This is a genomic window from Bradyrhizobium sp. LeoA1Lang (assembly GCF_055413685.1).
This window is the reverse complement of the sequence record NZ_JBVAPG010000004.1, coordinates 20,224-45,707: the sequence shown is the minus strand read 5'-3', so window position 1 is coordinate 45,707 and position 25,484 is coordinate 20,224. Positions and strand designations below refer to the sequence as shown.

Genomic DNA, 25,484 nt, shown 5'->3' with positions numbered 1-25,484 from the left:
GGATCAACCCGCCGGCGAGCCTTTAGGAGAACGTTCATGTCCATCAGCGCCAGCTTCGACCTGCTTTTGCGCGGCGGCCGCGTGATCTGCCCGGCCTCCGGCATCGACGGCATCCGGGATGTTGCCATTCGCAACGGCAAGATCGCGGCGGTGCAGGCGGATATCCTGCCAACCAGTGCGAGGGAAGTGATCGACGTCGGTGGCAAGCTGGTGCTGCCGGGACTGATCGATACGCATGCGCATGTCTATCAATACGTCACCGGACGGTTCGGAATGAATGCCGACATGGTCGGAGTGCAGTCGGGCGTTACGACGCTGGTCGATCAGGGCGGTCCGTCCTGCATGACGCTGCCGGGCTTTCGTCACTTTGTTGCCGAGACCTCGAAGTCGCGCGTCTATGCGTTCCTGTCGGCCTATCTCGTTGGCGGGCTCGAAGGACATTACTATCCGCAGCTCTATAGCCCTGACGGAGTCGACATCGACGCCACCGTCAAGGCGGCGAGGGCCAATCCTGACATCGTTCGCGGTATCAAGGCGCATGCCGAGATCGGTGGCTTTGCGCGCTGGGGCATTCGCGTCATCGAAATGTCAGCGGAGATCGGTCGCCGCGCCGATTTGCCGGTCTATGTCCACTTCGGCCAGCTCTGGGGCCTGCCTGAAAGCGGCGCGAACGGTGAGGATGCCGACACCATCCTGACGCGTGTGATCCCGTTGTTGCGCGAAGGAGACATTCTCGCGCATCCGTTCACGCGCCATCCGGGCGGCTTCGTCAACCGCGAGGGCGAGGTGCATCCCGTGATCCAAGCAGCGCTTGATCGCGGCCTCAAGGTCGATGTCGGCCATGGCAGTCATTTCTCCTACCGGCTTGCGAAGAAGGCGATTGCCGCCGGCATCGTCCCGACCACGCTTGGCGCCGACATCCACGGCTACAACACCCATGTGCCCGCGCCCGCCGGCACGCCGGACCAGCACGAGGACGAAGAAAACCATCCGTTCGCCGGCCAGGCAAAGTTCAGCCTGGTGCAGGCGATGAGCTCGATGATGGCGCTGGGGCTCTCGCTCGAGCAGGTGGTGCCGATGGTCACCTCCAATCCGGCGAAGATGCTCGGCCGCGACGAGGAGATCGGCGCGCTCAAAGTCGACAGAGATGCCGATGTCTCGGTGCTCACGGAGCAGACCGGGCGTTTCGTCCTTCGCGACAACGAGAAGAATGAAGTCATCGCCGAACGGCTGCTGCAGCCGACGTTCTGTTTGCGTGCCGGCACGCGCTACGACGCGGTGGCGCCGATCCTGCCGCAGGCGGTCGCGGCGTAAGGAGGCCGTAGCAGTCCGATCGGGGAGACGCCACCGTGCGCAACGAGCGTGACTTTTCCTCCGCACCAGGGGCAGGCGCCGGGCAGGGCGTCGGTGCGCGGCTGCCGCGCAAGGAGGACGATCGGCTGATGCGCGGCCGCGGCCAGTTCGTGGCCGACATTCGTCTTGCCGGGCTGCAGGATGTTGCGTTCGTGCGCAGCCCGCTGGCCCACGCGCGTATCAGTGGCATCCATGTGCCCGAGCGCTATCGTGGAAAAGTCTTCACTGCCGCCGATCTCATCGGCGTCAAGCCGATCCGCGCGGTGTCGGCGTTGCCGGGCTTCAAGATTTCCGAACAGCCGGTGCTGGCCAGCGGCAAGGTCCGCCAGGTCGGTGAACTCGTCGCGATGTGCGTGGCGCCGACGCGTGCAGAGGCCGAGGACATCGCGGCTGCCGTAACGCTCGATCTCGAAGAGCTTCCCGCCGTCTACGACATGTTGAAGGCGCGCGAGCCCCATGCGGCGCTGGTGCACGAGCATTGGGGCGACAACGTCTTCCTAGAAACCAACTACGAGGTCGACATCTCAACAGCGCTGGATGCGCCGATCAAGGTGACGCGCGAGATATCGACCGCACGGCAGTGCATGTCGCCGCTTGAGGGGCGCGGCGTGGTCGCGACCTTCGATCACCGGCTCGATCAGCTCACGCTCTATTCGGCCGCCCAGATGCCGCATGTCACCCGCAGCGGCCTTGCCGAATGCCTTGGTATGGAGGAGGGGAGGATCCGCCTGATCTCGCCCGATGTCGGCGGCGGTTTTGGCCACAAGGGAATTCTGCTTCCCGAGGAAGTCTGCCTCTCCTGGCTGACCATGCGCTGTGGCCATCCGGTGCGCTGGACCGAGGATCGCCGCGAGCATCTCACGGCGAGCTCGAACTGCCGGGAGCATCACTACAATATCACGGTCTATGCCAACAGCGACGGAAGGCTGCGCGGCATCGATTGCGAGGCGACGGTGGATTCCGGCGCCTATTCCTCCTATCCGTTCTCGGCCTGTCTCGAGGCGGCGCAGGTCGCGAGCATCCTGCCCGGTCCCTATCTGATGCCGGCCTATCGCTGCCGGACTTTCTCGGTTGCGACCAACAAGTGCCCGATCCTGCCCTATCGTGGCGTCGCGCGCACCGGCGTCTGCTTTGCGCTGGAACTGATGCTGGATCTGGTCGCCGCGGAAGCGGGCCTCGAGCCCGGCGAAGTGCGCCTGCGCAACCTGATCCGGCCGGAGCAGATGCCGTTCGACAACATCACCAAGAAGCACTTCGACAGCGGCGACTATCCCGAGGCGATGCGGCGAGCTTTGGCGACGATCGATGTCGACGCGGTCCGCGCCCGGCAGCGCAAGCGAGAGGCTGATGGACGGCGGATCGGCGTCGGCGTTTCCATCTATTGCGAGCAGGCGGCACATGGCACCTCGGTCTATGCCGGCTGGGGCATTCCGATGGTGCCGGGTCACGAGCAGGCGTCCGCGCGGCTGACGCCGGATGGTGGTCTCGAACTGCGCGTCGGCGTGCATTCGCACGGGCAGGGCATGGAGACGACGCTCGCGCAGGTCGCCCACGAGATGCTCGGCATTGATGTCGCCAACGTGCGTATCATCCTCGGCGACACCGCGATGACTCCTTATTCGACGGGCACCTGGGGTTCGCGTTCGATGGTGATGGCGGGTGGCGCAGTCGCAACCGCGTGCCGCGAACTCGGCGAGCGCGCCAGGCGCATCGGTGCCAAGCTGTTGCAGCACGATCCGGCAGCGGTGGTGCTGCAGAGCGGTGAGGTCCGCGGCGTCAACGGCAGCGTGACGTTGAAGGAGATCGCCTACACCTGGTATCGCCGCCCGCAGGATCTCCCTGCCGACGTCGATCCCGGCGGACTTGAGGTCACCTCCGGCTACAAGCCGCAGCGCGACAGCGGTACCTTCAGCTACGCCGCGCATGCAGCCGTCGTCGCCGTTGATCCCGATTTGGGTGAAGTCGAGATCCTCGACTATGTCGTCGTCGAGGATGGCGGCGTGCTGGTCAATCCGATGGTGGTGGACGGCCAGATCTATGGTGGCCTCGCGCAGGGTATCGGCACCGCGCTCTATGAGGAGATGCCGTTCGACGCATCCGGCCAGCCGCTTGCGACGACGCTCGCCGATTATCTCCTGCCGGGACCGACCGAGGTGCCCGCGGCACGCCTCGATCACATGGAGACGCCGTCGCCCTATACGCAGTTCGGGGTGAAGGGCATCGGCGAGGGCGGCGCGATCGCACCGCCGGCCGCGATCGCCAATGCCGTCAATGATGCGTTGAGACCGCTTGGCGTCGAGATGATGCAGTCGCCGATTACGCCGCACCGTATTGTCGAGGCTGTGCTCGCCGCTCGCGATGCAGAAAGGACGGCGGCATGAAACCCGCGCCCTTCGGCTATGAGCGTCCGCGCGACCTGCCGGCAGCGCTTTCGCTGTTGGCGGAAGCCAACGGGGCGTCGAAGATCATCGCCGGCGGGCAGTCGCTAGGTCCGATGCTCAACCTGCGACTGGTCCAGCCGGAACTGGTCGTCGACATCACCGGCCTTGCCGAGCTCAAGCAGGCCGAGCGACGCGGCGACGAACTCGTGCTCGGGGCCTGCATCACGCATGCCGACATCGAGGATGGACGAACGCCGGATGTGACGCGTGGCGCCATGCGGGGTGTCGCCGCCAACATTGCCTATCGCGCGGTGCGCAATCGCGGCACGATCGGCGGCTCGCTCAGCCATGCCGATCCGGCCGCGGACTGGGTGTCGGCGTTTGCGGCTTTCGGCGCGCGGCTGACGCTGCGCAGCCTCGCAGGAGCGCGTACCGTCGCGATGGAAGATTTCATCCTTGGCGCGCTTGAATCCATTTTGCGGCCCGGCGAGATCGTCGAGACCATCCATGTTCCGGCGCGGCCCGCATCGGCGCATTGGGGTTACGTCAAGAGCTGCCGCAAGACCGGCGAGTTCGCGCATGCGCTCGGCGCCGTGATGATCGATCCGAGCGCTGCGACGGCGCGCGTGGTGATGGGAGCGATCGACACCACGCCGATCGTGATCTCGGATGCCGCGGAACTGTTCGGCGGGCGCATCGCCGGCGACTACAAGGAGCGCTTTGACGTGCGCGTCGCCGACGCTCTTCTCGCCAAGGCCGGCATCGGCAATCCGGCCGACCGACATATCCATGTGAGCGTGCTCAGGCGCGCCGTCCGTGAGGCGGCCGCATGAACATGATTGCGCTCAACGTCAACCGACGTGCGGTACAGGCTGAGGCGGAGCCGCGCACGAGTCTGGCCGACTTCGTTCGCGACAAGCTTGATTTGACCGGTACGCATCTTGGTTGCGAGCATGGTGTCTGCGGCGCCTGCACAGTGCTGCTCGACGGTGTGCCGGCCCGCTCATGCATCACTTATGCGGTGGCTTGCGAGGGTGCCGATATCACCACGATCGAGGGCCTCGATGAGGACGACATCACGACCGAGCTCCGCGCCGCCTTCACCCGCGAGCACGCCCTGCAATGCGGCTATTGCACGCCGGGTATGCTGGTCTCCGCGCGCGACCTCGTCCTGCGCCTGACCGCGGCCGACGAGCGCCAGATTCGCATCGGCCTGAGCGGCAATCTCTGCCGCTGCACCGGTTATGTCGGCATCGTGCGTGCCGTGCAGTCAGTGATCGAGGCACGGCGTGCTCGCAATATCGCGCCCGAGCCGGATGGCGGTCGAAAGGTCTTGGGACCGGCCGGCTCAGGAAGAAGCGGGCGAGAGGGCGCGATCCAGGCGCCGCGTGCAATTCAGGCTGAACCCGTCTATGCATCCGAGGCGGCGGTATCGCCGGCTGAGATAGCGGACTTCACGCCGGCCAACAGGCTCGAACGGGACTTCACGCTTCCATACCCGCCAAAGGCTGTCTTTGCGATGTTCGACGACATCGCCGCTGTTGCGGCCTGCCTGCCAGGCGCGTCGTTGACGGCGGTCCCGAGCACCGAACGCGTCGAAGGCGCCATCCGCGTCAAGCTTGGTCCAATCGCTGCGACATTCCTGGGCTCGGCCCGCATCGAACGCGCCCCGAAGAACCTCTCCGGTCGCATCGTCGGCATCGGCAACGATCGCCGCAGCCGATCGGCGACCCAGGGCGAAATCCGGTACCAGTTGGCGCCGATCGAAGAGGGCGCGGCGACGCGCGTCGATCTCTTAATCGGATACACGCTGACGGGAATGCTGGCGCAGGTCGGGCGGCCGGGACTGGTGCGCGACCTCGCCGAGCGGCTGATCGCGGAATTCGCCGCCAATCTCGATCGCCGCATGTCGGGGGCCTCGCCCGAGCAGGCAACCGCGACGGAGCTGGAGGGATTTTCCATAGTTTCGGGAGTTTTGCGCGCGCGCATCGCGCGCTGGTTGGGTCGCTTCGTCAGGCGGGACGGAGCGGCGTGATGTTTCGGCGTCTCCCCATATCGCGGGGCGGCGAGATTGGGACTGCGCGGAGATCAACAGGGGAATTGGAGAGCCACATGATAAGGACTTCCAGGATTGTTCCGGCAATTGCGCTGGCGACGGTTTTACTTGGCAGCGGGGCCGAGGCGCAAACCATCAAGATCGGCGTGAACGAACCGCTCACCGGCGCGTTTGCCGCCTCCGGCACCTATGTCGTTAACGGTGCCAAGATCGCCGCCGACGAGATCAACGCCAAGGGCGGCATTCTCGGCAAGAAGATCGAGCTCGTCATCGAGGACAACAAGAGCAATCCGACCGAGGCTGCGGCCGTCGCTGAGAAGCTGATCACCAGCGACAAGGTGCCGGTATTGATGGGCGCCTGGGGCTCGAGCCTGACGCTCGCGGTGATGCCGAAGCTGATCGAGTATGAGACGCCGATGGTCGTCGAGACGTCGTCGTCGAGCAAGATCACCACCACCGGAAACCCCTTCATCTTCCGCATCTCGCCGCCGTCGTCGGTCGAAGCCGCGGCCTTCAAGGGCATCGTCGACAAGCTCGCGTTGAAGAAGGTCGATTTCCTCGTCATCAACAACGACTGGGGCCGCGGCACCGCCGAGGATTTCAGCAAGATGATGAAGGAGAAGGGGATCGGCATCGGCTTGGTCGAGACCATGGACCAGGGCGCGCAGGACATGAGCGCGCAGCTCTCCAAGATCAAGGGCTCGGACTCCGAAACCGTCATCGTCACGACCGCGGTCGACCAGCTCACCCTGATCTTCAAGCAGGCGGCGGCGCTGGGCCTGAAGAAGCGCATCATCACCACCGGTGGCTCGCAGAATCCCGATCAGATCATCGCGCAGGCGGGCGCCGCCGCCAACGGTACCATGCACCTGACGACCTTCCTGCCCTGGTTCCCCGAGAAGACGCCGAACCCGGAAGCGACCAACTATTTCGTGTCGGAATGGAAGAAGCGCGGCTTCGATTTCGCCGGCTGCACCGAGAGCTTCCGCGGCTATGACGGCATTCGCACCGCGGCGGCCGCGATCGAGAAGGCGGGCAAGGCGGAGCCCGCGGCGATTAAGGCGGCGCTGTGGGACATCAACGTGAAGGGTTTGAACGGCGATATCGTATTCCGCAAGTCCGGACCTGCAGGCAAGGAGAGCGGCCAGAGCCAGCCGAACGTCTACCTGATCGAGATCAGCGACGGCAAAGTCGACATGAAGACGCTGTGACGATGAGATCGAAGCGAGCAACGACGGCGCTCCGCTCCCTCTCCGGCGTGCGGGAGAGGGCTGGGGTGAGGGTATCTCCGCGAGTCGCCGTGTGGAGAGAGCCTTCACCCGGCGCGGAGCCTGTACTCGGACGGCGCGAAGCGCCGATCCGGGTGCGCCGACCTCTCCCGCAAGCGGGAGAGGTCGAGTTCGCGGACAGACCCACTCAACCAACTCGCATCCCCCGCTAACACGGAGCCGCCTTGAGCGAGTTTCTGCAACATCTGATCAACATGCTTGTCCTCGGCGGCACCTACGCGCTGCTGGGGATCGGGCTGACCTTGATCTTCGGCATCATGAACGTGGTGAACTTTACGCACGGCGTGCTCTATACCTTCGGCGCCTACATCATGTTCATCGTGGTGCAGCAGCTCGGGTTGAACTTCTTCCTCGCGTTGCCCGTCGCTGTCGTCGCGGGCTGGCTCCTGGGCGCGGTGATTGAACTGACCTTGCTGCGGCCGCTGCGCGGCTCCGATATCGATACCACCATGCTGGTGATGATCGGCGCCTGGATCGCGATGCAGTCGACGACGCTGTGGATCTGGGGCGGGGTCGCGAAATCGGTCGCGACACCGTTTCCGGAGGCGCCGCTTGTATTGGGGCCTGTCTCCGTCTCCTGGCTGCGGCTGTTCGTCCTGGCGGCCGCAGCGCTTCTGATCGTGGTGACGTACCTGCTCATCAACCGCACCAAGCTCGGCTGCGCGATGCGCGCGACGTTCCAGGACCAGGACACCGCGTCGCTGATGGGGGTCAACGTCGATCTCATCTATACCTCGACCTTTGCGATCGGCTCGAGCCTGGCCGCCGCGGCCGGCGCGCTGCTCGGCCCGGTCTATGTGATCTTTCCGCAGATGGGCGATCTTGCCGCGGTCAAGGCGTTCGCGATCGTGATCCTCGGCGGGCTCGGCAACATCACCGGCGCGGTGATCGGCGGTTTCATCCTGGCGTTGGCCGAGGAACTCGGCGCCGGCTACATATCGTCGGGATATCGGGACGCGATGGGCTTCCTGATCATCATCGCGGTGCTGATCTTCAAGCCCACCGGTCTGTTCGCGCGTTCGGAGCGCGTGGGATGAGGGCAGCGATCACCATGCTCGCGCTCGCGGCCTTCGCATCCGTGCCGCTCTGGCTGCGCGATCCTTATCTCCTGAACGCGCTGATCACGACCGGCATCTTCATCATCGCTGCAATGAGCCTCAATCTCCTGCTCGGTTTCACCGGCCAGCTCAGCCTCGGTCACATCGCCTTCTTCGGCATCGGCGCCTATGTCAGCGCGCTGACCTCGCTCGGCTTCGATATCGGCCTGCCCGGCGGCTTCCGCCTGGGTCACGAACCATGGCCGCCGATTGCGGGGCTTGCGCTGGCGATCCTGGTCGCGGGATTGTGCGGCTATTTCGTCGGGTTGCTTTCCTTCCGCGTCCGCGGCGCCTATTTCGTGATCGTCACGATTTCCTTTGCCGAGGTCGTGCGGCTGGTAGCGCTGAACTGGGTCGAGCTGACGCAGGGGCCGCTGGCGTTGACCAATATCCCGTCGATCGCGATTGGCATGCCGGGTCTCGGTGAATTGACGCTGCGCACTAAGCTGCAGAACTATTATCTCGTGCTCGCAGTCGCAGTCGTCGCCTATCTCCTGATCGCGCGGCTTGTGCACTCCCATTTTGGCCGCGCCATGCGCGGGTTGATGGAAAACGAAACGCTGGCGGTGTCGGTCGGGATCGACGTAACGAAGACGCTCACGCTCGCCGCAGTCATTTCGGCTGCTATCGCGGGCGCGGCCGGCAGCCTTTATGCGCACTACATCCGGATCATCGATCCCGAGGTGTTCGCCTTCATCAACACGGTGACGATGGTGATCATGGTCATCAGCGGCGGCAAGGGCTCACTGGCCGGACCGGTCATCGGCGGCCTGATCTTCGGATTGCTGCCGGTCGTCCTGCGTCCGATCATGGCGCCGGAAGCACAATGGATCGCCTATGGCGGCGTGCTGATCGTGATCCTCTTCGTACTGCCGCGCGGCATCGTACCTTCATTGGCGCAGCGGTTCGCGAAACGGAAGCGCCAAGCCTCAACGGTTGCTCCGGTTGCCTTCTCCGAACGTGCCAAGGAGCCTGCGTAGTGACCTCGCGTGCGATCGCCTTGGACGTTGAGCAGGTCGCCGTTCGCTTCGGCGGGCTCGTCGCGCTCTCGGATATGAACTTTACGGTAGGCGAGGGCGAGATCGTCAGCCTGATCGGCCCGAACGGCGCCGGCAAGACGACCGCGTTCAACGTCGTGACCGGCTTTCTGGATCCCGCCCACGGCAAGGTGAGCTATCGCGGGACCACGCTTAACGGACTGAAGCCGCATCAGATCGCTGATCTCGGATTGATCCGCACCTTTCAACGGACCAGTGTTTTCCCAAACGACACGGTTTACGACAATCTTCTGATCGGGTTGCACCGCCAGGGCCGGGTTGGCCTGTTCGAAGCGATTCTTGGCCTGCCGCGCGGACGCGCGTCGGAACGCCGGCTGCGCGAGCGCGCCGCCGAACTCGTCGAATGGGTCGGGCTCGAGCGTCGCGCCCACGACCCCGCAGGTTCGCTGTCCTATGGCGAGCAGCGCCTTGTCGGCGTGGCGCTGGCGCTGGCCGCAGAGCCGTCGATGCTGCTGCTCGACGAGCCGGTCTCCGGCATGAATGCGTCGGAGACCCACGCGTTCGTCGAACTCATCCGCAATATCCGTGACCGCGGCGTTACCATCCTTCTGGTCGAGCATGACATGCCGATGGTGATGAGCGTGTCGGATCGGATCGTGGTGTTGAACTACGGCCGGATCATCGCGGAAGGACCGCCGGATGAGATCCGGAACGATCCTGACGTCATCGAAGCCTATCTCGGGCAGGGAGCCGCGCGTGCTTGAGATACGCGACATCGTCTGCGGCTATGGCGGCGTCACTGCCCTGCGGGGCATTTCGCTGCAGGTGAAGGCCGGGCAGCTCGTCGCTCTGATCGGCGCCAATGGCGCCGGCAAGAGCACGACGCTGCGCGCGATTTCCGGATTGGTACCGCTGCGTTCCGGACAGATGTTCTTTGACGGCAAGGATATCACCGCGGCGCGACCGCCGCGCGTGCTGGCGAGCGGGATCGCGCATTGCCCGGAGGGGAGGCGCGTGTTTCCGCACATGACTGTCGAGGAAAATCTTGACATGGGCGCCTATCTGCGCAACGACGCGGGCGGGATCGCCGCGGACCGCGACCGCATCTTCACTGAGTTTCCGCGTCTTGCGGAGCGGAAGCGGCAAGCGGCCGGTACCCTGTCGGGCGGCGAGCAACAGATGCTGGCGATCGGCAGGGCGCTGATGTCGCGGCCTCGCCTCGTCATGTTTGACGAGCCGTCGCTTGGGCTCGCGCCGAATATTGTCGAGCGAACGTTTGCCATCATTCGCGGCATCCGCGATGCTGGCACGACCGTTTTACTGGTGGAGCAAAACGCCTTCGCTGCGCTTGAGATGTGCGATCAGGCTTACCTCATCGAGAGCGGTCGCATCGTGCTGTCTGGCGTCGGCGCGGAGCTGATCGCGAACGAGCATGTGCGAAAGGCCTATCTGGGTGGCTGATCCGCCGCGGTCGCTCGGACGGCGATCTGTCCTGTGAGCCGGCTGATCGAAAAGACCTTCGTCTGCACCTGGCATCGGCGGCAATAACGTCAGTATCTATCCTGACATGTGGGTGCAATATGGGCGACTTAAGGTCCGCGCCGCCGCTATGACCGTCGCTTGAATCGTTGAGGGCAACCAATTGTATGCGCAAGTTTCAGCGCAAAGCTGGTGTATGTGCCTAAGCCGCATATTGATTTTTGTCCTCGGTATTGCCCTCTCGGCACACGCCGCCTTCGCCGAAGAGGTTCTTCTGGATTTCAATATCCCGGCGCAACCGCTGCCGGCGGCCTTGGAACAGTATGCCGAGATCACTGGTCGCAATATTCTTTATAATAGCAATCTCGTGGTCGGCCGGCGGGTGGCGGCAGTGCAAGGCCGTCTTTCGCCCGATGCGGCGTTGACGAGGTTGCTGGACGGAAGCAAGCTCTCCGCCGTACAGATCACAGCGACCTCATTCACGTTGGTTTCTGCTCCGGTCGGGCACACAGTCCTTCCACAGCCCGTAGTGACGGATTACTATGGAAAAATTCAAGTAAGTTTGCATAACGCGCTATGTGGTGCCGGGGCGGGCCGGCCAGGCAACTATCGGATTGGAATGCGTCTTTGGATTGATAGTGCCGGAAGTGTCACGCGCTATGAGCGTCTCAATTCGACCGGCGTATCCGACATCGACGCGGGGATCGATCAGGCGTTGCAGCGTCTGAAGATCGGAGCCCGCCCGCCGGCAGAGCTGACTCAGCCGGTGTCAGTCGTCATTATCCCAAAAGGACCCGGCGTGACGATGTCCTGCGTCGAACCGGCTTCCAGTCACGCCGGAGTGCTGCCGTGACCCAATCGTCTCTGGGGCTGGTGCGACAGTTTCTGCTCGATCGCTATGATGATCTTAAGTATCGATTAACGGTTCGGCTGGGCTCGTCTGATTTGGCTGGGGATGCCTTGCAGGATGCATGGCTGAATCTGCAGCGCGCCAATGCGCTCGGCGCGATCCGCGATCCGGGCAACTACATCTTCGGCGTCGCGATGAATGCCGCGCGGGATCGGATGCGGGATGCCGACAACCGCCTTCTCAGCGCTGCGGAGGTCGAGGGATTGCTACAGATTGTCGATGATGCGCCGGATCCTGCCCAAGCGGTAGAGGCGCAGTCGGACTGGCAGGTCTTGATAAGTATCTTGCAGGAAATGCCGCAGCGTCGGCGCGAAATCCTGCTGATGGCCCGACTGGATGAGATGCCGCGGGCGGAAATTGCACGATGTCTTGGCATTTCCCAGCGTCTTGTCGAAAAGGAACTTCAACTCGCGCAGGAATACTGCATCGCCCGGCGGCGCCAACGCTCAAAAATAAGAGTGCGGCTTGAGCCTGTGAAAAACGTCTTATCACTGAAGGGCAATGACCTCGGCACGGAGTCGGGTGATCGAGCGCTGCCCGATGAGGGCAGACAACGGCGATGACCGATGCCGGCGATCACGATCTCGGATTGGATCCCCTTGAGCGGGAGGCGGTCGCGTGGGTACGGCGGCTGACCTCCGGGCAAATGACGGTGGCCGATGCCGAAACTTTGAGAGATTGGCGCAGCAGGAGCCCCGCCCACGGGGCTGCCTTTGCAACGGCAAGTCGTCTCTGGAGAGATCTCGAGCCTGCCGGACGGAATTTGCGATGGCAGAGCCGCGTTTCGGGACCAGCGGAGATCGAAGAAAGGCAACGGCCGGCATCACTGAGCCGCCGATATCTGCTGGGGGCAGGGCTGGCGAGTGCAGCAGCAGCGGCGGCCTATGCCTTGGTCCGTCCGCCGTTGGACTTATGGCCATCGCTTACTGAATTGCGCGCTGATTATCGCACCGGCACAGGAGAGCAGCGCGATATATCGCTGTCGGCGGAAACGTCGGTACGGATGAATACCCAAACCAGTATTGTCATTCGTTCTCTCGAAAGCGATAACGAACGGCTCGAGCTGATCGGCGGTCAAGCATTGTTTTCAACGACTGCCCGCGAAGGACGATCGCTCGCAGTATTGGCGGCAGACCGCTGGATCACCGCCACCGAAGCTCAGTTCGACATTCGGCACCTGCACGGCCGCACGGCCCCGCTGGTCTGCGTCACTTGTATGCAGGGGAGCCTCGCCATCGTGCGGGACAGCGAAACGACGCCGGTGATCCCGGGACAGCAGCTTCGTTATGACAGCAACGGGCCGGCGCGTTTGGAGACAGTTGATCCGGAGATCATATCGGCATGGCAGCGCGGCGTTCTGATCTTTCGCGCCACGCCCCTTTCGGATGTCGTCGAAGAGGTCAATCGCTATCGGCCTGGCCGTATCGTCGTGGTCAATTCAGAACTCGGGCGGTCGCCAGTGAGCGGTCGCTTTCGCATCGATAATCTCAACGAAATTCTGGATCAGATCGCGCGAGCCTTTGGCGCGAAGGTGCGATCGCTCCCGGGCGGACTTGTTTTGCTGAGCTGATCTCCGCCGGTGGTGACCGGTTCGGTGACATGAAACTGTCATAAAAAACCCGTGCGGTTTTCGACGTGGGCCTACGTCAGCTCGGTAGGGACGTGTCTATGCCGCGCCGCGAGGTCGCAAGTATGGGCACGTTCCCGGTGTTGCTGGAGAACCCGTCGTGCCCATTTTCCGTTCGAATGCCCCCCGCTGGACTGCCCACCGTGCAACGCTTCTGGCGGGCATCAGCGTGCTGGCCTTGCTGGTCCATGCTGCTCCGGCCGAGGCCCGCCCGCTGGGCTATTACGCGACGACCTCCGCACCAACGATTGCGACCGATGCGGCACTTGCCAATGCGCAACAGGCGGCACAAGCGGCGCAACAGGTCCAGCAATCGCTCAATCGCGCGACGCAGGCGTTGCAGGCGATCCGCAGCCTGCAGGACGCTGCCCGCGCGGCGGCGCAGGGCGTGCCGCATTCCGCGGGGCTGAACATCAATGTTCCGAACGGGCTGACGCCGGGTGGTCTGGTGCCCGATCCGGTCGCCGGATGGAGCGGCGCCAACACGCCGACGCAATCGGTCGCGGGCGGGCGGACCAACGTCAACATCGACCAGACCCGGCAGCAGGCGATCCTGAACTGGAAGACCTTCAATGTCGGATCGCAGACCACGCTGACCTTCGACCAGCACGGCAACGCCAACTGGGTCGCGCTCAACCGGGTCGATGCCAACACCGGGCCGAGCCAGATCCTCGGCAACATCAAGGCCGACGGCCAGGTCTATGTCATCAACCAGAGCGGCATCATCTTCGGCGGCGCCAGCCAGATCAATGTCGGCGCGCTGATCGCCTCCACCGCCAGGATCACGGATCAGCAGTTCCTGGCAAGCGGCATCTACTCGGCCCAGAGCAACAACCTCTATGTGCCGAGCTTCACCGGCGCCGACGGCAAGGTCGTGGTCGAAAGCGGCGCGCAAATCACCACCAGTGCGCCGGCCACGGTAACGTCAGGCGGCGGATTCGTGCTGCTGATGGGAACGGAAGTGCAAAACGCCGGCTCCATCACCACCCCGAAGGGGCAGGCCGTGTTCGCGGCGGGCGACGACTTCATCCTGCGCAAGGGCTACGGCACCGACGCCAACCAGAATTCCACGACCCGCGGCCTCGAAATCTCTCCCGTCATCGATGCCGGGAGCGCCAGCGGCCGCGTCACCAACACCGGCCTCGTCTTCGCCAAGCAGGGCGACATCACCATGGCCGGACGCAACCTCCTGCAGGACGGACTCCTGCTGTCGACCACTTCGGTCAACCAGCGCGGCACCATCCATCTGCTGAATTCGGCCAGCGACGCCAGCGGCAATGTCACGCTGACCGCCAACGCCGTCACCGCGATTCTGCCCGAGCTCGATTCCAGCGACACCGCGCTGAATTCGCAGCGCGACGCTCTGATCGCGGCGTCCGGCGGCAACCCGCTGGCGATCGGCCAGTTCGACAATCTCTCGCCATTGGCCGATCGCAAGGACCGCTCGCGCGTCGAGATCGTCAGCGGTGGCACCGTCAACTTCCAGAACAACTCGCTCACGCTCGGGCAAGGCGGCGACGTCGCCGTCAGCGCCGGCAAGCGCGTGTTCGCCGAGACTGGCGCGACCATCGACGTCTCCGGCACCCAGGGCGTCGTGCTGCCGGTCTCCGCCAACGTCATCAAGGTCAACATCCAGGGCAACGAGCTGCGCGATTCGCCGCAGAACCGCGACAGCGGCGCGCTCATCAGCCAGGACGTCTGGATCGACGCGCGCGATTTGATCCTGGTGCCGGCGGGAACCGGCGGATACGCCACCGACCGCTACTACACCGCGGGTGGCCTGCTCGAGGTCTCCGGCTATCTCAACACCACCGCGCACAAGATTGGCGAATGGACCGCGATCGGCGGCTCCATCACGCTGGCCGCACCCGAAGTGGTTGCGCAGAAGGGATCGACCTTCAACATCTCCGGCGGCTCGGTCCAGTACGAGGCCGGCTACGTCAGAGAGACGATGCTGCTCGGCAGCGACGGCCGGCTCCACGGCGTCAACGATGCCCGCGCCGACATGACTTTCTACGGCGTTGGAGAGGGCTTCATTCGCAAGCATGAGCGCTGGAACGTCACCGAAGTCTGGACCAGTCCGTTCGGGAGTGGCCGCGAGCGCGTTCGCTGGGAAGAGGGCTACACGATCGGCCGCGACGCCGGCCAACTGATCCTCTCCACACCGACCTCGGTGTTCGAAGGCGATATCGTCGCCCAGGTCATCACCGGCGAGCGCCAGAACAGCGCGCGGCCGGCCGGGGCCACCGACGGTTACAAAATCGGACAAAACCAGGCGGCGCTGGCGGGGCAATTGGGCATCGGCCAATACACCGGCCAGGGGCTGACCGGCGTCTACGACAGCGCCATCGTCGTCGGCGACGTCACTGGTATCACTGCCGGCCTCCGCCCGAGAGATGCGCTGCCCTCCGACCGCAGCAACACCGTCTATCTTGATGCCGGCCTGCTCAGCAAGGCCGGCCTTGGCGGCCTCAGCGCCGTCAGCGGCAAGAGCATCTCGATCGATGCACCGCTGACGCTCGCCAATGGCGGCCAGGTCAATCTGCAGGCGCCTCTCGTCGAACTCAACGCGGATGTCACCGCCCATGGCGGCAGCGTGTCGCTCGGCAACATCATGCACGCATTGCCGGTGTCGGGCGGGAGCGTGATCTGGTGGGCGCTGAATGATGCCAACGACAAGGCCAACGTCGTGATCAACGCGACGGTCGACCTGAGCGGCCTTTGGACCAATGCCTTGAACGGCGCTGACGACAATTCGCGGCTCGGTTATCTCGACGGAGGCGATCTGACGATTTCGACCACCCGTGCGATCACGCTCCGGTCGAACTCCGTCGTTGACGTCTCCTCCGGCGGCGCCATTCTTGCCAACGGCAAGACGCAGGGAGGAAAGGGCGGCGATGTCAGCCTGCTGACCAACGACTATTCGCATTTTGCGGACTCGGAATTCTCCGGCGCCGATCTGTCTGCGCCGCTCGTGCTCGATGGCACGATCCGCGGCTATGGTTTCAATGGCGGCGGCACGCTCACCATCGATGCGGGACAGTCCGTCGTCATCGGTCAGGCGGCATCGGGATCTGGTGCACAGCTGGTGCTGGCGCCGGCACTGTTCCAGTCAGGCTTCACCCGTTACGACATCCGCAGCACGTCGGGCATGACCATCACTGACGGCACCAACGTTGCGCCCGGGGTGCCGGTCTATCGTTTCACGTCGGCGAGCTACAGTGCACCGACCGGGACCGCGACGGCAGCCGCCGCGGAGACCTGGTTGCCACCGACTTATCTTGACGATCCCGTCGCAGGCAAACTGACCCAGCGTCTCGGCGCGGATCTGACGCTGACGAGCCTGTACGATTTCGACATGCGGCCGGGATCTTCGATCTTGGTCGGTCCCGGGCATGCCGCGACGATCTACGCCAATCGTCAGACCACGATCGATGGCAACATCACGGCGCACGGCGGGAAAATCCTGATCACCAGCCTGCAGGACCAGCTGGGTGACATCCGATACAACCAGGGCAACGGCATCTACACGCGGACGCGGTCGATCTGGATCGGCGATGACGCCACGCTCGACGTTTCGGCGCGTGCGGTGACAGGGACGGGCGCGAGCGGCATGATTTATGGGATCGTGCCGGACGGCGGTTCGATTGCGCTCGGCGGCACTGGCGCGACGGACAAGTACGGGTATCTGATTCCAAGCAGTGCTTTCGTAGTCATCCGCCCGGGCGCTGTGCTCGATGCGTCCGGGACCTCTGCGTTGCTCGATATCTCGTCCGGCAGCGGCCTGCAGCGGGCGCAGGTGGCAAGCGATGGCGGCACCATCGCCCTCTATTCGGGGCTCGGCATGTACATCGACGGGACGCTGCGCGCCACGGCCGGCGGCGCCGGCGCCTCGGGCGGCACGCTCCTGCTCGCCGCGATCAGCCCGCTATATTATGCGGCGCCCCCCAGTCCGACCAATCCTTATGGGATTGGCGACATACCGGCCGACATGCAGACGATGCGCAATCTCACGATCACGCAGCATCAGCGGCCGAGCGGACTTGGGTCCAATCTCGCGCCGGGCGAGGCCGACCCGACGCTCAAGGTCGGCGAGGCTGCCATCAGTGTCGATCAGATTCACGCCGGCGGCTTTGATTCGCTGTCTTTGTTCACGCGCGACCTGTTCGTGTTCAACGGCAATGTCGATCTTGCGATGAATCGCAGCATTGCGCTGACCGGCGGCATTCTGAGCGCGGCCGTCGATGCCCAGCATATCACCGTCAACCTGACGGCGCCCTATGTAAACCTGACCGGCTGGCACGGCTTCGATCACGGTTCATTCGCGGGCTATGATCCTGCGCTCAACGTCTCAGGTCCGAGCATGAACACGGCTGCGGACTCGACATTCACGGTCTCGGCCAGCCTGATCGACATTTCTGCCGATGTTCGTTTCGGTGTGCACGGGCTGCACGGTATGGGCTACATCAGCGTTCCGGATCCAAACAGCGGCGTATTGGCTCCAATTCTTCCCGTGGATGCGCCCGGCTTCAAGCACGTCACGCTGCAGAGCACCGGCGATGTGCGCTTTGGCTCCGGCAACGTTGTCACGCCCGGCGATCTGACGATCCAGGCTTCACAGCTCTATCCGCTGAGCAACGCGACCGCGACCGTGACGGTTGGCCAGGTCTTGGGGCCGAATGACAGCATAACGACTGATCTCGATACCGTGCTGACGATTCGCGGCAATGGCGGGCCAGTGCCGGATGTTCCTCCCACCGTTTTCGGAAAACTTGCATTCGTCGCAGCCACGATCGATCAGGGCGGCGTCGTGCGTGCGCCGCTGGGGGCGGTGTTGCTGAACAACAATTACGGCCTGAACGCCAACGTGCCGCCCGCGACGGTGATTTTCCGCGCCGGCAGCATCACGTCGGCCAGCGCGAACGGGCTGACGTTGCCGTTTGGCGGCACCTCGGATGGTATTGCCTACCAAGGTGCGGACGGCACGCTGGTTGACCTTGGCCTCCAGAAAAGCGTGAACGGCAACGTCATCATCACGACCGGCATCTCGGTGCTGGCCACGTCGATCGTGGGTGAGAAGGGCGCGATCCTCGATCTCTCGGGCGGTGGCAACCTGACGGGGGCCGGCTTCATCAGCGGCCGCGGCGGCTCGGTCGACGTGTTGAGGACGGCGCTCGTCAACGCCAATCCGGTGAACAGCTACAGTTCGGCAAACGCGAAGGTCTATGCCATCGTGCCGGGCTACGCGTCGGCCTACGCGCCTGTGATCGCGACCAAGGGCGCCGGCGATCCGGCGATCGGCCAGCAGGTCACGATCCCCGGCGGCGTGGCGGGGCTGCCGGCCGGGACGTACACGCTCATGCCGTCAAGCTATGCGCTGTTGCCCGGTGCGTTCCGTGTCGAGCTCGGAGCGACGAGCAATACGGTCGTCTCGCCGGTCAGCATGGCCAACGGCTCGATCGTGACGTCAGGCTATCTCGGCGTCGCCAACGCGGGCATTCGGGATGCGTTGCCGACGCAACTGATCCTGACATCTGGTCGAACGGTGCGAAGCTATTCTCAATACAATGAGATGAGCTACAGCGAGTTCGCGCGCAGCCAGGCCGCGACCTTCGGTGCCGTCCGGCCGCGTCTGCCGGAAGACGGCAAGGTGCTGGAGCTGATGCTTAACGCATCTTCGGGCAGCGGAAAATCGCTCTCGTTCCAGGGCACCACCTTGTTCGGCGGCATCGGCGACGGTATCTCCGGCAGTCTGTTCGTCTCTTCCACGGTATATGGAGGGCAGATCGACATCACCGCGCCCGGCGCGGCGCCGATCGCCGGCCATACGTCGATCTCGAGCGATGCTATCAATGCCTTCAATGCCGACACCTTGCTGATCGGCGGTTACAGCACCTACTACAACGATACGACGAGGGGCACCGGCGGACGCATCTACTTTTCGAGTGAGTCCTCTGTGAACATTCTCGATGGCGCCGCCGTGCGCGCTGGCCAGGTGTTCCTCGTCGGCAAGAACATCGATGTCGCAAGCGGTGCCACGATCGACACCCGCGGCCTCGGTGCGCGCGGGCTTGATTCGAGCCTGGGTTACATGTTTGGCAACGTAACGTCAGAGGCCAACTCGTCCTTGTTTGCGAGTGCGCCGGCGGTCCTGGCCGTCGCAAACGGCACGTTCAATTTCCTGCCCGTGGTCGGAGCGGGTTCGATCAACATCGACAGCGGCGCCACGCTGCTTACCGATGGCAGCATCGTGCTCGCCGCTCCTGGTTCGCTCACGATGGGCAACGTCAATTTCGGTGCGCGTTATCTGACCGTGACGCAGGATGTAATCAATGCGGGTACCGACGCGGCGCTCGCCGCGGCACAGGCCGCGGGTCAATTGCCGTCAGGCTGGAATTTGACGCAGGCCGCACTCGACAAGCTGCTGCATCCTTCGACAACCGCGGGCGTCCCGGCGCTTGAGCAGCTCACGTTGACGGTTGGGGGCTCCTTCAACCTCATCGGCAGCGTTGCGCTCGACGCGCGCGGTCAGTCCGCTGGCAGCAAGGAGGTGCAGTTCGTCATCAACACGCCGGCGATCTACGGCCTCGGGAACGCTGGCGACACTGCGAGCATCACCGCAGATACCCTGATCTGGAACGGCATCCGGACCGGCAACGGCCTACCCGACACGGGCGGCGTGCCCTATGGGAGCAAGGCGCCGGCAGCGGTTGTGCCGGGCGGCCCGGGGACGGGCAGCGGAACGCTCAACATCGCCGCCAAGGACATCGTCTTCGGCTACGACGCCAACAGCCGGATCACCGATGGCGCGACGCTCGAACGCCTCGCGCTCGGATTTGCCAACGTCAATGTCTCGGCCAGTGACAGGATCTCCGCCAATAGCGACGGCTCGCTAAAGGTCGGGCTGTCAAAGGATGGTTCCGGCAATCTGCAGGGCGGCAACCTTACTCTCACGACGCCACTGTTGACTGCGACAGGCGCCGCAACGATGGCCTATAACGCTGGTGGCGTGGTTCGCGTTGTCGCGCCTGCGGGTGGTGCGGCCGCGACCGGCGCAATCGCGGATCTTGGCGGCACGGTCTCCATCAGCGGTGACACCATATTCCTTGACACCGGGGTTGCTTTGCCAAGCGGCAAGCTGACGTTGAGCGCAACGAACAACATCGATCTCGGCGCCAACGCGGTGATCGACCTTTCCGGGCGCAGCACCACCTTCTACGACGCCACCAAATATAGCTGGGGCGGCGATCTGATACTGCAAAGCGCCCATGGCAACATCGCGCAGGCCGCCGGTTCGAGCATTGATGTGACGGCGGCGAACAACGACGCCGGGACCATTATGGCCACCGCCACTGACGTGGCGCACGGTCTCGTGCAACTCGGTGGCACGCTGAAGGGGGCTGCGACCGGCGGCTACAATGACGGCCAGATCAGCATCGCGGCGCAAAATCTCGGCGACTTCGCGGCACTGAACCTGAAGCTGAACGACTCCGGCTTCTTTGGCGCGCGCACCTTCAACATCAAGCAGGGCAACCTCGTTGTCGGAAACGAGGTGAGGGCACACAACGTAACCATCTCCGTGGATGGCGGCAGCCTGACGGTCAATGGCACCATCGATGCCAGCGGCGCCAAGCCCGGCAATATCCGTCTTGCGGCGCGGGACGATGTCACACTTGCATCCTCGGCCGTCTTGGATACCCACAGCACCGTTCTGCAGACCGACAGCTACGGTGCTCCGATCGAGGCGAACAACACGGCGCACGTTGAACTCACGACAAAGAATGGCACGTTGACATTGTCGCCGGGCGCCACCATCGACATGCGCGTCACTGATCCTGCAAATGCTGACGGATCAGGCAACCCGATTGCCTATGGTCATCTCGAACTCAACGCGCCCCGGATCGGAACGGCCTCCGGTACCAGCGCAACGGGTAGCGACGGACCGGCCAACGCCACAGGCGACAGCATCGCTGTTTCCGCGACGGGACCGCTCAACATCGTGGGCGCCTCGAGCATCGCGCTGAACGGGTTTGCGACTTACAAGAATGCGCCAGTCGATCCGAACGATGCCAGTGGCCAGATCATCGATCAGGATTGGCTCGATCTCGTCAACCAGGACAGCAAAACCTTCATCAGTAACATCTATGGCGGCAACGTCGCCGGCGGTCAGCTGACCGATGAGCTGAAGACCAAGATCGCCGGGCTGCTCGATGCCAAATACAACTCCGGATTCCATGTCCGGCCCGGCGTCGAAATCCAGAGCAAGACCCCGAACGGTAATCTGTCCACGTCAGGCGACATCGATCTGTCCGGTTACCGTTATGGGCCGAACGTGACGTCGGTTCGCGGCTCAGGCCAACCGGGCAAACTCGTCGTTCGCGCCGGGGGCAATCTCAACATCAACGGCAGCATCAACGACGGCTTCGCGCTGCCGCCGGACTCGCCGGATGCACTCACCACGCTGCTTGCCCCGGGCACGCTCACGGACACCTATACCGTGACGGATAGCGGCGCAATCTTGACACGCGGATCCAGTCTTCCGAACACCGGTAGGATCAACATGGCTCTGCCGCTCGCCGGCACCGAGGTCGACGATACCCCGCTATTGTCGAATCCAGTTCCCGTCGATCTCGTTTTGACGGCGGAGTTCGACCCCCTCCCGGGCAGGAAGCTTATGGCGGGCACAATCTACAATCCGGACGGGACCGTGATGTATAAGGCCGGCGATACTATCCCGGCGACGACATGGCCTATCGGCACCAAGGTCTCCGCTGGAGTCTACTTCAATAGGATATTGGTGAACACAAGCTTCCCCTGGTTCGTTAACGGCACTCTTCCGCCGGGCGCCGATCTGAGTATTTTCGGCGGCTATACTTTCACGCAGGATACAGTAATGCCGGCGGGTACGGTGTTGCCGGTTGGAACGGTTGTCGTCAGCTTGACCGCAGCAGGCGATCGGAAGGTGTGGGCGACGTCGCCGATGCTGGCGTCCGGCACGCAATCCTGGTCGATGCGGCTTGTCGGTGGTGCCGATCTTGGTAGCGCCGACGGCCGGATATTGCAGACGTCGTCAAGCCTTGCAGGCGCGGGCAATGTCGTGCTCTCCGATCCCTTCACCGTGAACCTGCAGGGCACCGGAAGCCCAAGTGCCGGCTTCAGCGTCGTGCGCACCGGTACGGGTGATCTCGAAATCCTCGCTGGTGGCAACTACACGCAAAGTTCGCCGTTCGGCGTCTACACGGCTGGCACCGCGGTCGCCGAAACAGGAACGCCGGCCAATGATCCATTCAACGCCGCCCGCGGACGCATGCCTGATGGGACCGTGCTTGGTGCGGCCAATTCGGCCTATGAGGCCACGCTCAACTCGCAATTCATGTATTATACCGAGCACGGCGGTGATTTCCTGCTGACGGCGCAAGGCGATATCAGCGGAAATCAGACGAAGGAGTCGGCCGTGGTGGGCGACTGGCTCTGGCGGCAGGGCGGCGCCGGACTTGGCCAGGCGACAGCCTGGGGTACCAACTTTGGCAGCTATACCGCGGACCTCGAGAGTTCGAAATCGTTGCTAAAGCTGTCGGGCTTCTCGGGCATGGGGGCACTGGGCGGCGGCAATGTCACGCTGCGGGCGGGGGGCGACATCGGTAATGCCGGCCGGGGTGTTGTCGTTGCCGTCGGCGGCAGCGGACGTGTCATCGATGGTCGTCTTGTTCAGACCGGCGGCGGTACGCTGTCGGTGAGGGCGGGCAATCGCATCGGTGGCGGCGGCAACCAGTTTGTTGATCTGCGCGGCGACATTGGCGTCACGGCCGGCAATTTCGGCAGCCTGAATGCAACAAATTTCGGCTACTCTCTTGATGATCCGCGGCCGCTCAATTTGCTCGTGCCTTACGCAATGATCAAGGTCTCGGGCGGATCGTTCGCACCGGGGGATGGTGCCGTCGACATTCGCGTCCGCGGTGATCTCTCCGTCGGCGACATCATCGATCCCGGCCGCGCCGGCGTTAATCAGCAGACGGATGCCAGCACGTCAGTCGGGGCCGGTCAGGGCGTCGCCTGGTTCACGCTCTGGACGGCACGGACGGCGGTCGATCTGTTTGCGGCAGGCGGCGACGTGTCGCCGCTATCCGATACCGGCGGATTGGTACCGCAATCCAAGACGCTTTTCCTGCCATCGATCCTGCGGGCCACTGCGGCGAACGGAAGCATCTATCTCAACGGCGGCAACGAGATGTTGCCGTCGCCGTCCGGGCAGGTTGAGTTGCTGGCGCGAGGATCGGTCATTCAGGTCGGCCTCGGCGGGGACACGCTCGGCTTCGGCCCGCTCTCGACCTCGTTGTCATCTCTTGCCACGCCGTTCAATCCTGGCTGGGCGCTGCTCCAGGGGACCAATCAGTGGGCCCTTGTCGATTCGAATTATTGGGGTGATCCCAACTCGCCGGTCGACGCCCCCGGAGGCTGGCGCGCGTACCGGTACGACTATAATTCGCAAGGGCACGCCTATGATGGACCAGGTGGCTATCCATTCGTGTTCGGACCGAACACCGTTACCGATGCCAGTGCACTCGGTGGCCCGCTATCGCGTATCTATGCCGTCGACGGCGATGTTCTCGGTATTCGCTATGGCGAGATCTTTACCAGCAGCCAGTTTATCAACGGCAGCACCGTGACAACGGACAATTACCGCGCGGCGAAGCCGGTGCGGATCTTCGCTGGCGGCGACATTGTCAGTGTAAACGGACTGATCTTACAGAACGATCCGACCGCCGTTTCGATGATCGTCGCACAAGGCAGCGTCATTTATCCCAGCCTTGATGTTGCAGGACCCGGCACGCTCGAAGTGACGGCGGGCAAGAACATCTATTTCGGATCGACGGGAAACATTGAGAGCATCGGTCCGTTGATGACGGGCGATAACCGCCTGGGCGCCAGCGTCGTGCTGCAGGCCGGAGTCGGGGAGGGCGCGCCGGGCGCTGGCCAGGTGGATTGGAGGGGCTTTGCCAAGCTCTATCTCGACCCGGCCAATCTCGTTGGTCCAGGCCCGCTCGCCAATCAGCCCGGCAAGGTCGCCAAGACCTACGACCAGGAACTTTATCAGTGGCTCAAGGACCGCTTCGGCTATGCCGGAACGTCGCAGGATGCGCTGGGCTTTTTCCTGGCTCTGCCGGGCGAGCAGCAGCGGGTCTTCCTGCGGCAGGTCTACTACGCCGAACTGACGGCCGGCGGTCGTGAATATAACGATCAGGCGGGTTCGCGGCACGGTTCGTATCTCCGCGGACGCAACGCCATCGCGGCACTATTCCCCGCGGAGGACGCCTATCGCGGCGACATCAGGTTGTTCACCGCAGCCTCCGGCGCGGGAGCGAGTTACAAGGTCAACAGCGGTTATGTGCACACCGATCGCGGCGGCGACATCCAGTTCCTGGCGCCGGGCGGCCTGGTCACCATCGGCACCGAAGGGCTGGCGCCGGGAGCCGATGCGGGTCTGATCACCCAGGGCAAAGGCGACATCCAGATCTATTCGAAGGGGAGCATCCTGCTCGGCCTGTCGCGCATCATGACGACGTTCGGTGGCAATATTCTCGCATGGTCCGCCGAAGGTGACATCAACGCCGGCCGTGGATCGAAAACCACGGTGATCTTCACCCCGCCGCGCCTCGTCTACGACAACTATGGCAATATCAGCCTCTCGCCGCAGGCGCCCTCAACGGGCGCAGGCATCGCGACTCTCAAGCAGATCCCCGGAATGCCGCCCGGCGACGTCGACCTGATCGCGCCGCTCGGCATCATCGATGCGGGCGAGGCGGGCATCCGTTCCTCGGGCAACGTCAACCTGGCGGCGCTGCAGATCCTCAACGCCGCGAACATCCAGGCCCAGGGCAATGTCACCGGCGTTCCCACGGTGCAGGCGCCGCCGGTCGCGGCATTGGCCTCCAGCAATAACATGACGGCAGCGACGCAACAGGTTCAGCCGACCGCGCCCAGCAACAATGATCGTCCTTCGATCATTATCGTCGAGTTCTTGGGCTATGGCGGCGGCGACAAATCGATGCCTGAAGATACCGACCGAGGTGATACGCGTGACCGACGGAGCGAGAACCAGACGCGTTACGACCCCAACAGCATGTTCCAGATCGTTGGCAGCGGCGAACTTACTGACGAGCAGAAAAAGTTGCTGACGGGCGAAAAGACGGAAACGGCTCATTGATCCGCAATTGTTGCCGTTGCCCAGGCCTTCTTCACGCTCAAGTTTGTCCATGATGGGCTGGGCGGACCCGCAGTTGCTCTAGCGGGCCA

The 25,484-nt window shown here is 63.7% G+C and carries 13 protein-coding genes; all 13 read left to right on the top strand.

From position 1 onward, the window contains the following. Nucleotides 1–36: 36 nt before the first annotated feature. The 13 genes from ACZYOF_RS02355 to ACZYOF_RS02295 all read left to right on the top strand — a co-directional run bounded on the left by ACZYOF_RS02355 (nt 37) and on the right by ACZYOF_RS02295 (nt 25,395). Entirely contained in the window at nt 37–1,314 is a 1,278-nt protein-coding gene (locus ACZYOF_RS02355; protein ID WP_463714672.1) for an amidohydrolase/deacetylase family metallohydrolase, read from the top strand. Between the two features lie 128 nt (nt 1,315–1,442). Further along, nucleotides 1,443–3,734 carry a xanthine dehydrogenase family protein molybdopterin-binding subunit gene (locus ACZYOF_RS02350; RefSeq protein ID WP_463714726.1) on the top strand — a complete coding sequence of 764 codons (2,292 nt, stop codon included), beginning with the start codon at nt 1,443–1,445 and terminating at the stop codon, nt 3,732–3,734. Beyond that, nucleotides 3,731–4,567 (top strand): FAD binding domain-containing protein, encoded by an 837-nt coding sequence (locus tag ACZYOF_RS02345; RefSeq protein WP_130576623.1) that lies wholly within the window; start codon nt 3,731–3,733, stop codon nt 4,565–4,567. The genes ACZYOF_RS02350 and ACZYOF_RS02345 overlap by 4 nt, the downstream gene beginning before the upstream one ends. Next, nucleotides 4,564–5,769, top strand: coding sequence for a xanthine dehydrogenase family Fe-S subunit (locus ACZYOF_RS02340; protein ID WP_463714671.1), 1,206 nt, complete (start codon nt 4,564–4,566; stop codon nt 5,767–5,769). The genes ACZYOF_RS02345 and ACZYOF_RS02340 overlap by 4 nt, the downstream gene beginning before the upstream one ends. A gap of 77 nt (nt 5,770–5,846) precedes the next feature. Continuing rightward, nucleotides 5,847–7,001, top strand: a complete 1,155-nt coding sequence (locus tag ACZYOF_RS02335; RefSeq protein ID WP_463714670.1) for an ABC transporter substrate-binding protein — start codon at nt 5,847–5,849, stop codon at nt 6,999–7,001. 242 nt (nt 7,002–7,243) lie between these two features. Beyond that, the gene (locus tag ACZYOF_RS02330; RefSeq protein ID WP_463714669.1) at nt 7,244–8,116 is read left to right on the top strand and encodes a branched-chain amino acid ABC transporter permease; all 873 of its coding nucleotides are present in this window, start codon (nt 7,244–7,246) and stop codon (nt 8,114–8,116) included. Further along, the gene (locus ACZYOF_RS02325) at nt 8,113–9,156 is read left to right on the top strand and encodes a branched-chain amino acid ABC transporter permease (protein ID WP_463714668.1); all 1,044 of its coding nucleotides are present in this window, start codon (nt 8,113–8,115) and stop codon (nt 9,154–9,156) included. The genes ACZYOF_RS02330 and ACZYOF_RS02325 overlap by 4 nt, the downstream gene beginning before the upstream one ends. Further along, a complete protein-coding gene (locus ACZYOF_RS02320) occupies nt 9,156–9,938 on the top strand; it encodes an ABC transporter ATP-binding protein (protein ID WP_463714667.1) in 783 nt (260 codons plus the stop codon). The genes ACZYOF_RS02325 and ACZYOF_RS02320 overlap by 1 nt, the downstream gene beginning before the upstream one ends. Then, nucleotides 9,931–10,635, top strand: coding sequence for an ABC transporter ATP-binding protein (locus tag ACZYOF_RS02315; protein WP_463714666.1), 705 nt, complete (start codon nt 9,931–9,933; stop codon nt 10,633–10,635). Before ACZYOF_RS02320 ends, ACZYOF_RS02315 begins: the two co-directional genes overlap by 8 nt. A gap of 181 nt (nt 10,636–10,816) precedes the next feature. Next, nucleotides 10,817–11,506 (top strand): STN domain-containing protein, encoded by a 690-nt coding sequence (locus tag ACZYOF_RS02310; RefSeq protein WP_463714665.1) that lies wholly within the window; start codon nt 10,817–10,819, stop codon nt 11,504–11,506. After that, nucleotides 11,503–12,126, top strand: a complete 624-nt coding sequence (locus ACZYOF_RS02305; protein ID WP_463714664.1) for an RNA polymerase sigma factor — start codon at nt 11,503–11,505, stop codon at nt 12,124–12,126. The genes ACZYOF_RS02310 and ACZYOF_RS02305 overlap by 4 nt, the downstream gene beginning before the upstream one ends. After that, nucleotides 12,123–13,133: a FecR family protein gene (locus ACZYOF_RS02300; protein ID WP_282527903.1), complete on the top strand. Its 1,011-nt coding sequence runs from the start codon at nt 12,123–12,125 to the stop codon at nt 13,131–13,133. Before ACZYOF_RS02305 ends, ACZYOF_RS02300 begins: the two co-directional genes overlap by 4 nt. Nucleotides 13,134–13,290: 157 nt before the next feature. Further along, entirely contained in the window at nt 13,291–25,395 is a 12,105-nt protein-coding gene (locus ACZYOF_RS02295; protein ID WP_463714663.1) for a filamentous haemagglutinin family protein, read from the top strand. The last annotated feature ends 89 nt before the right edge of the window (nt 25,396–25,484 follow it).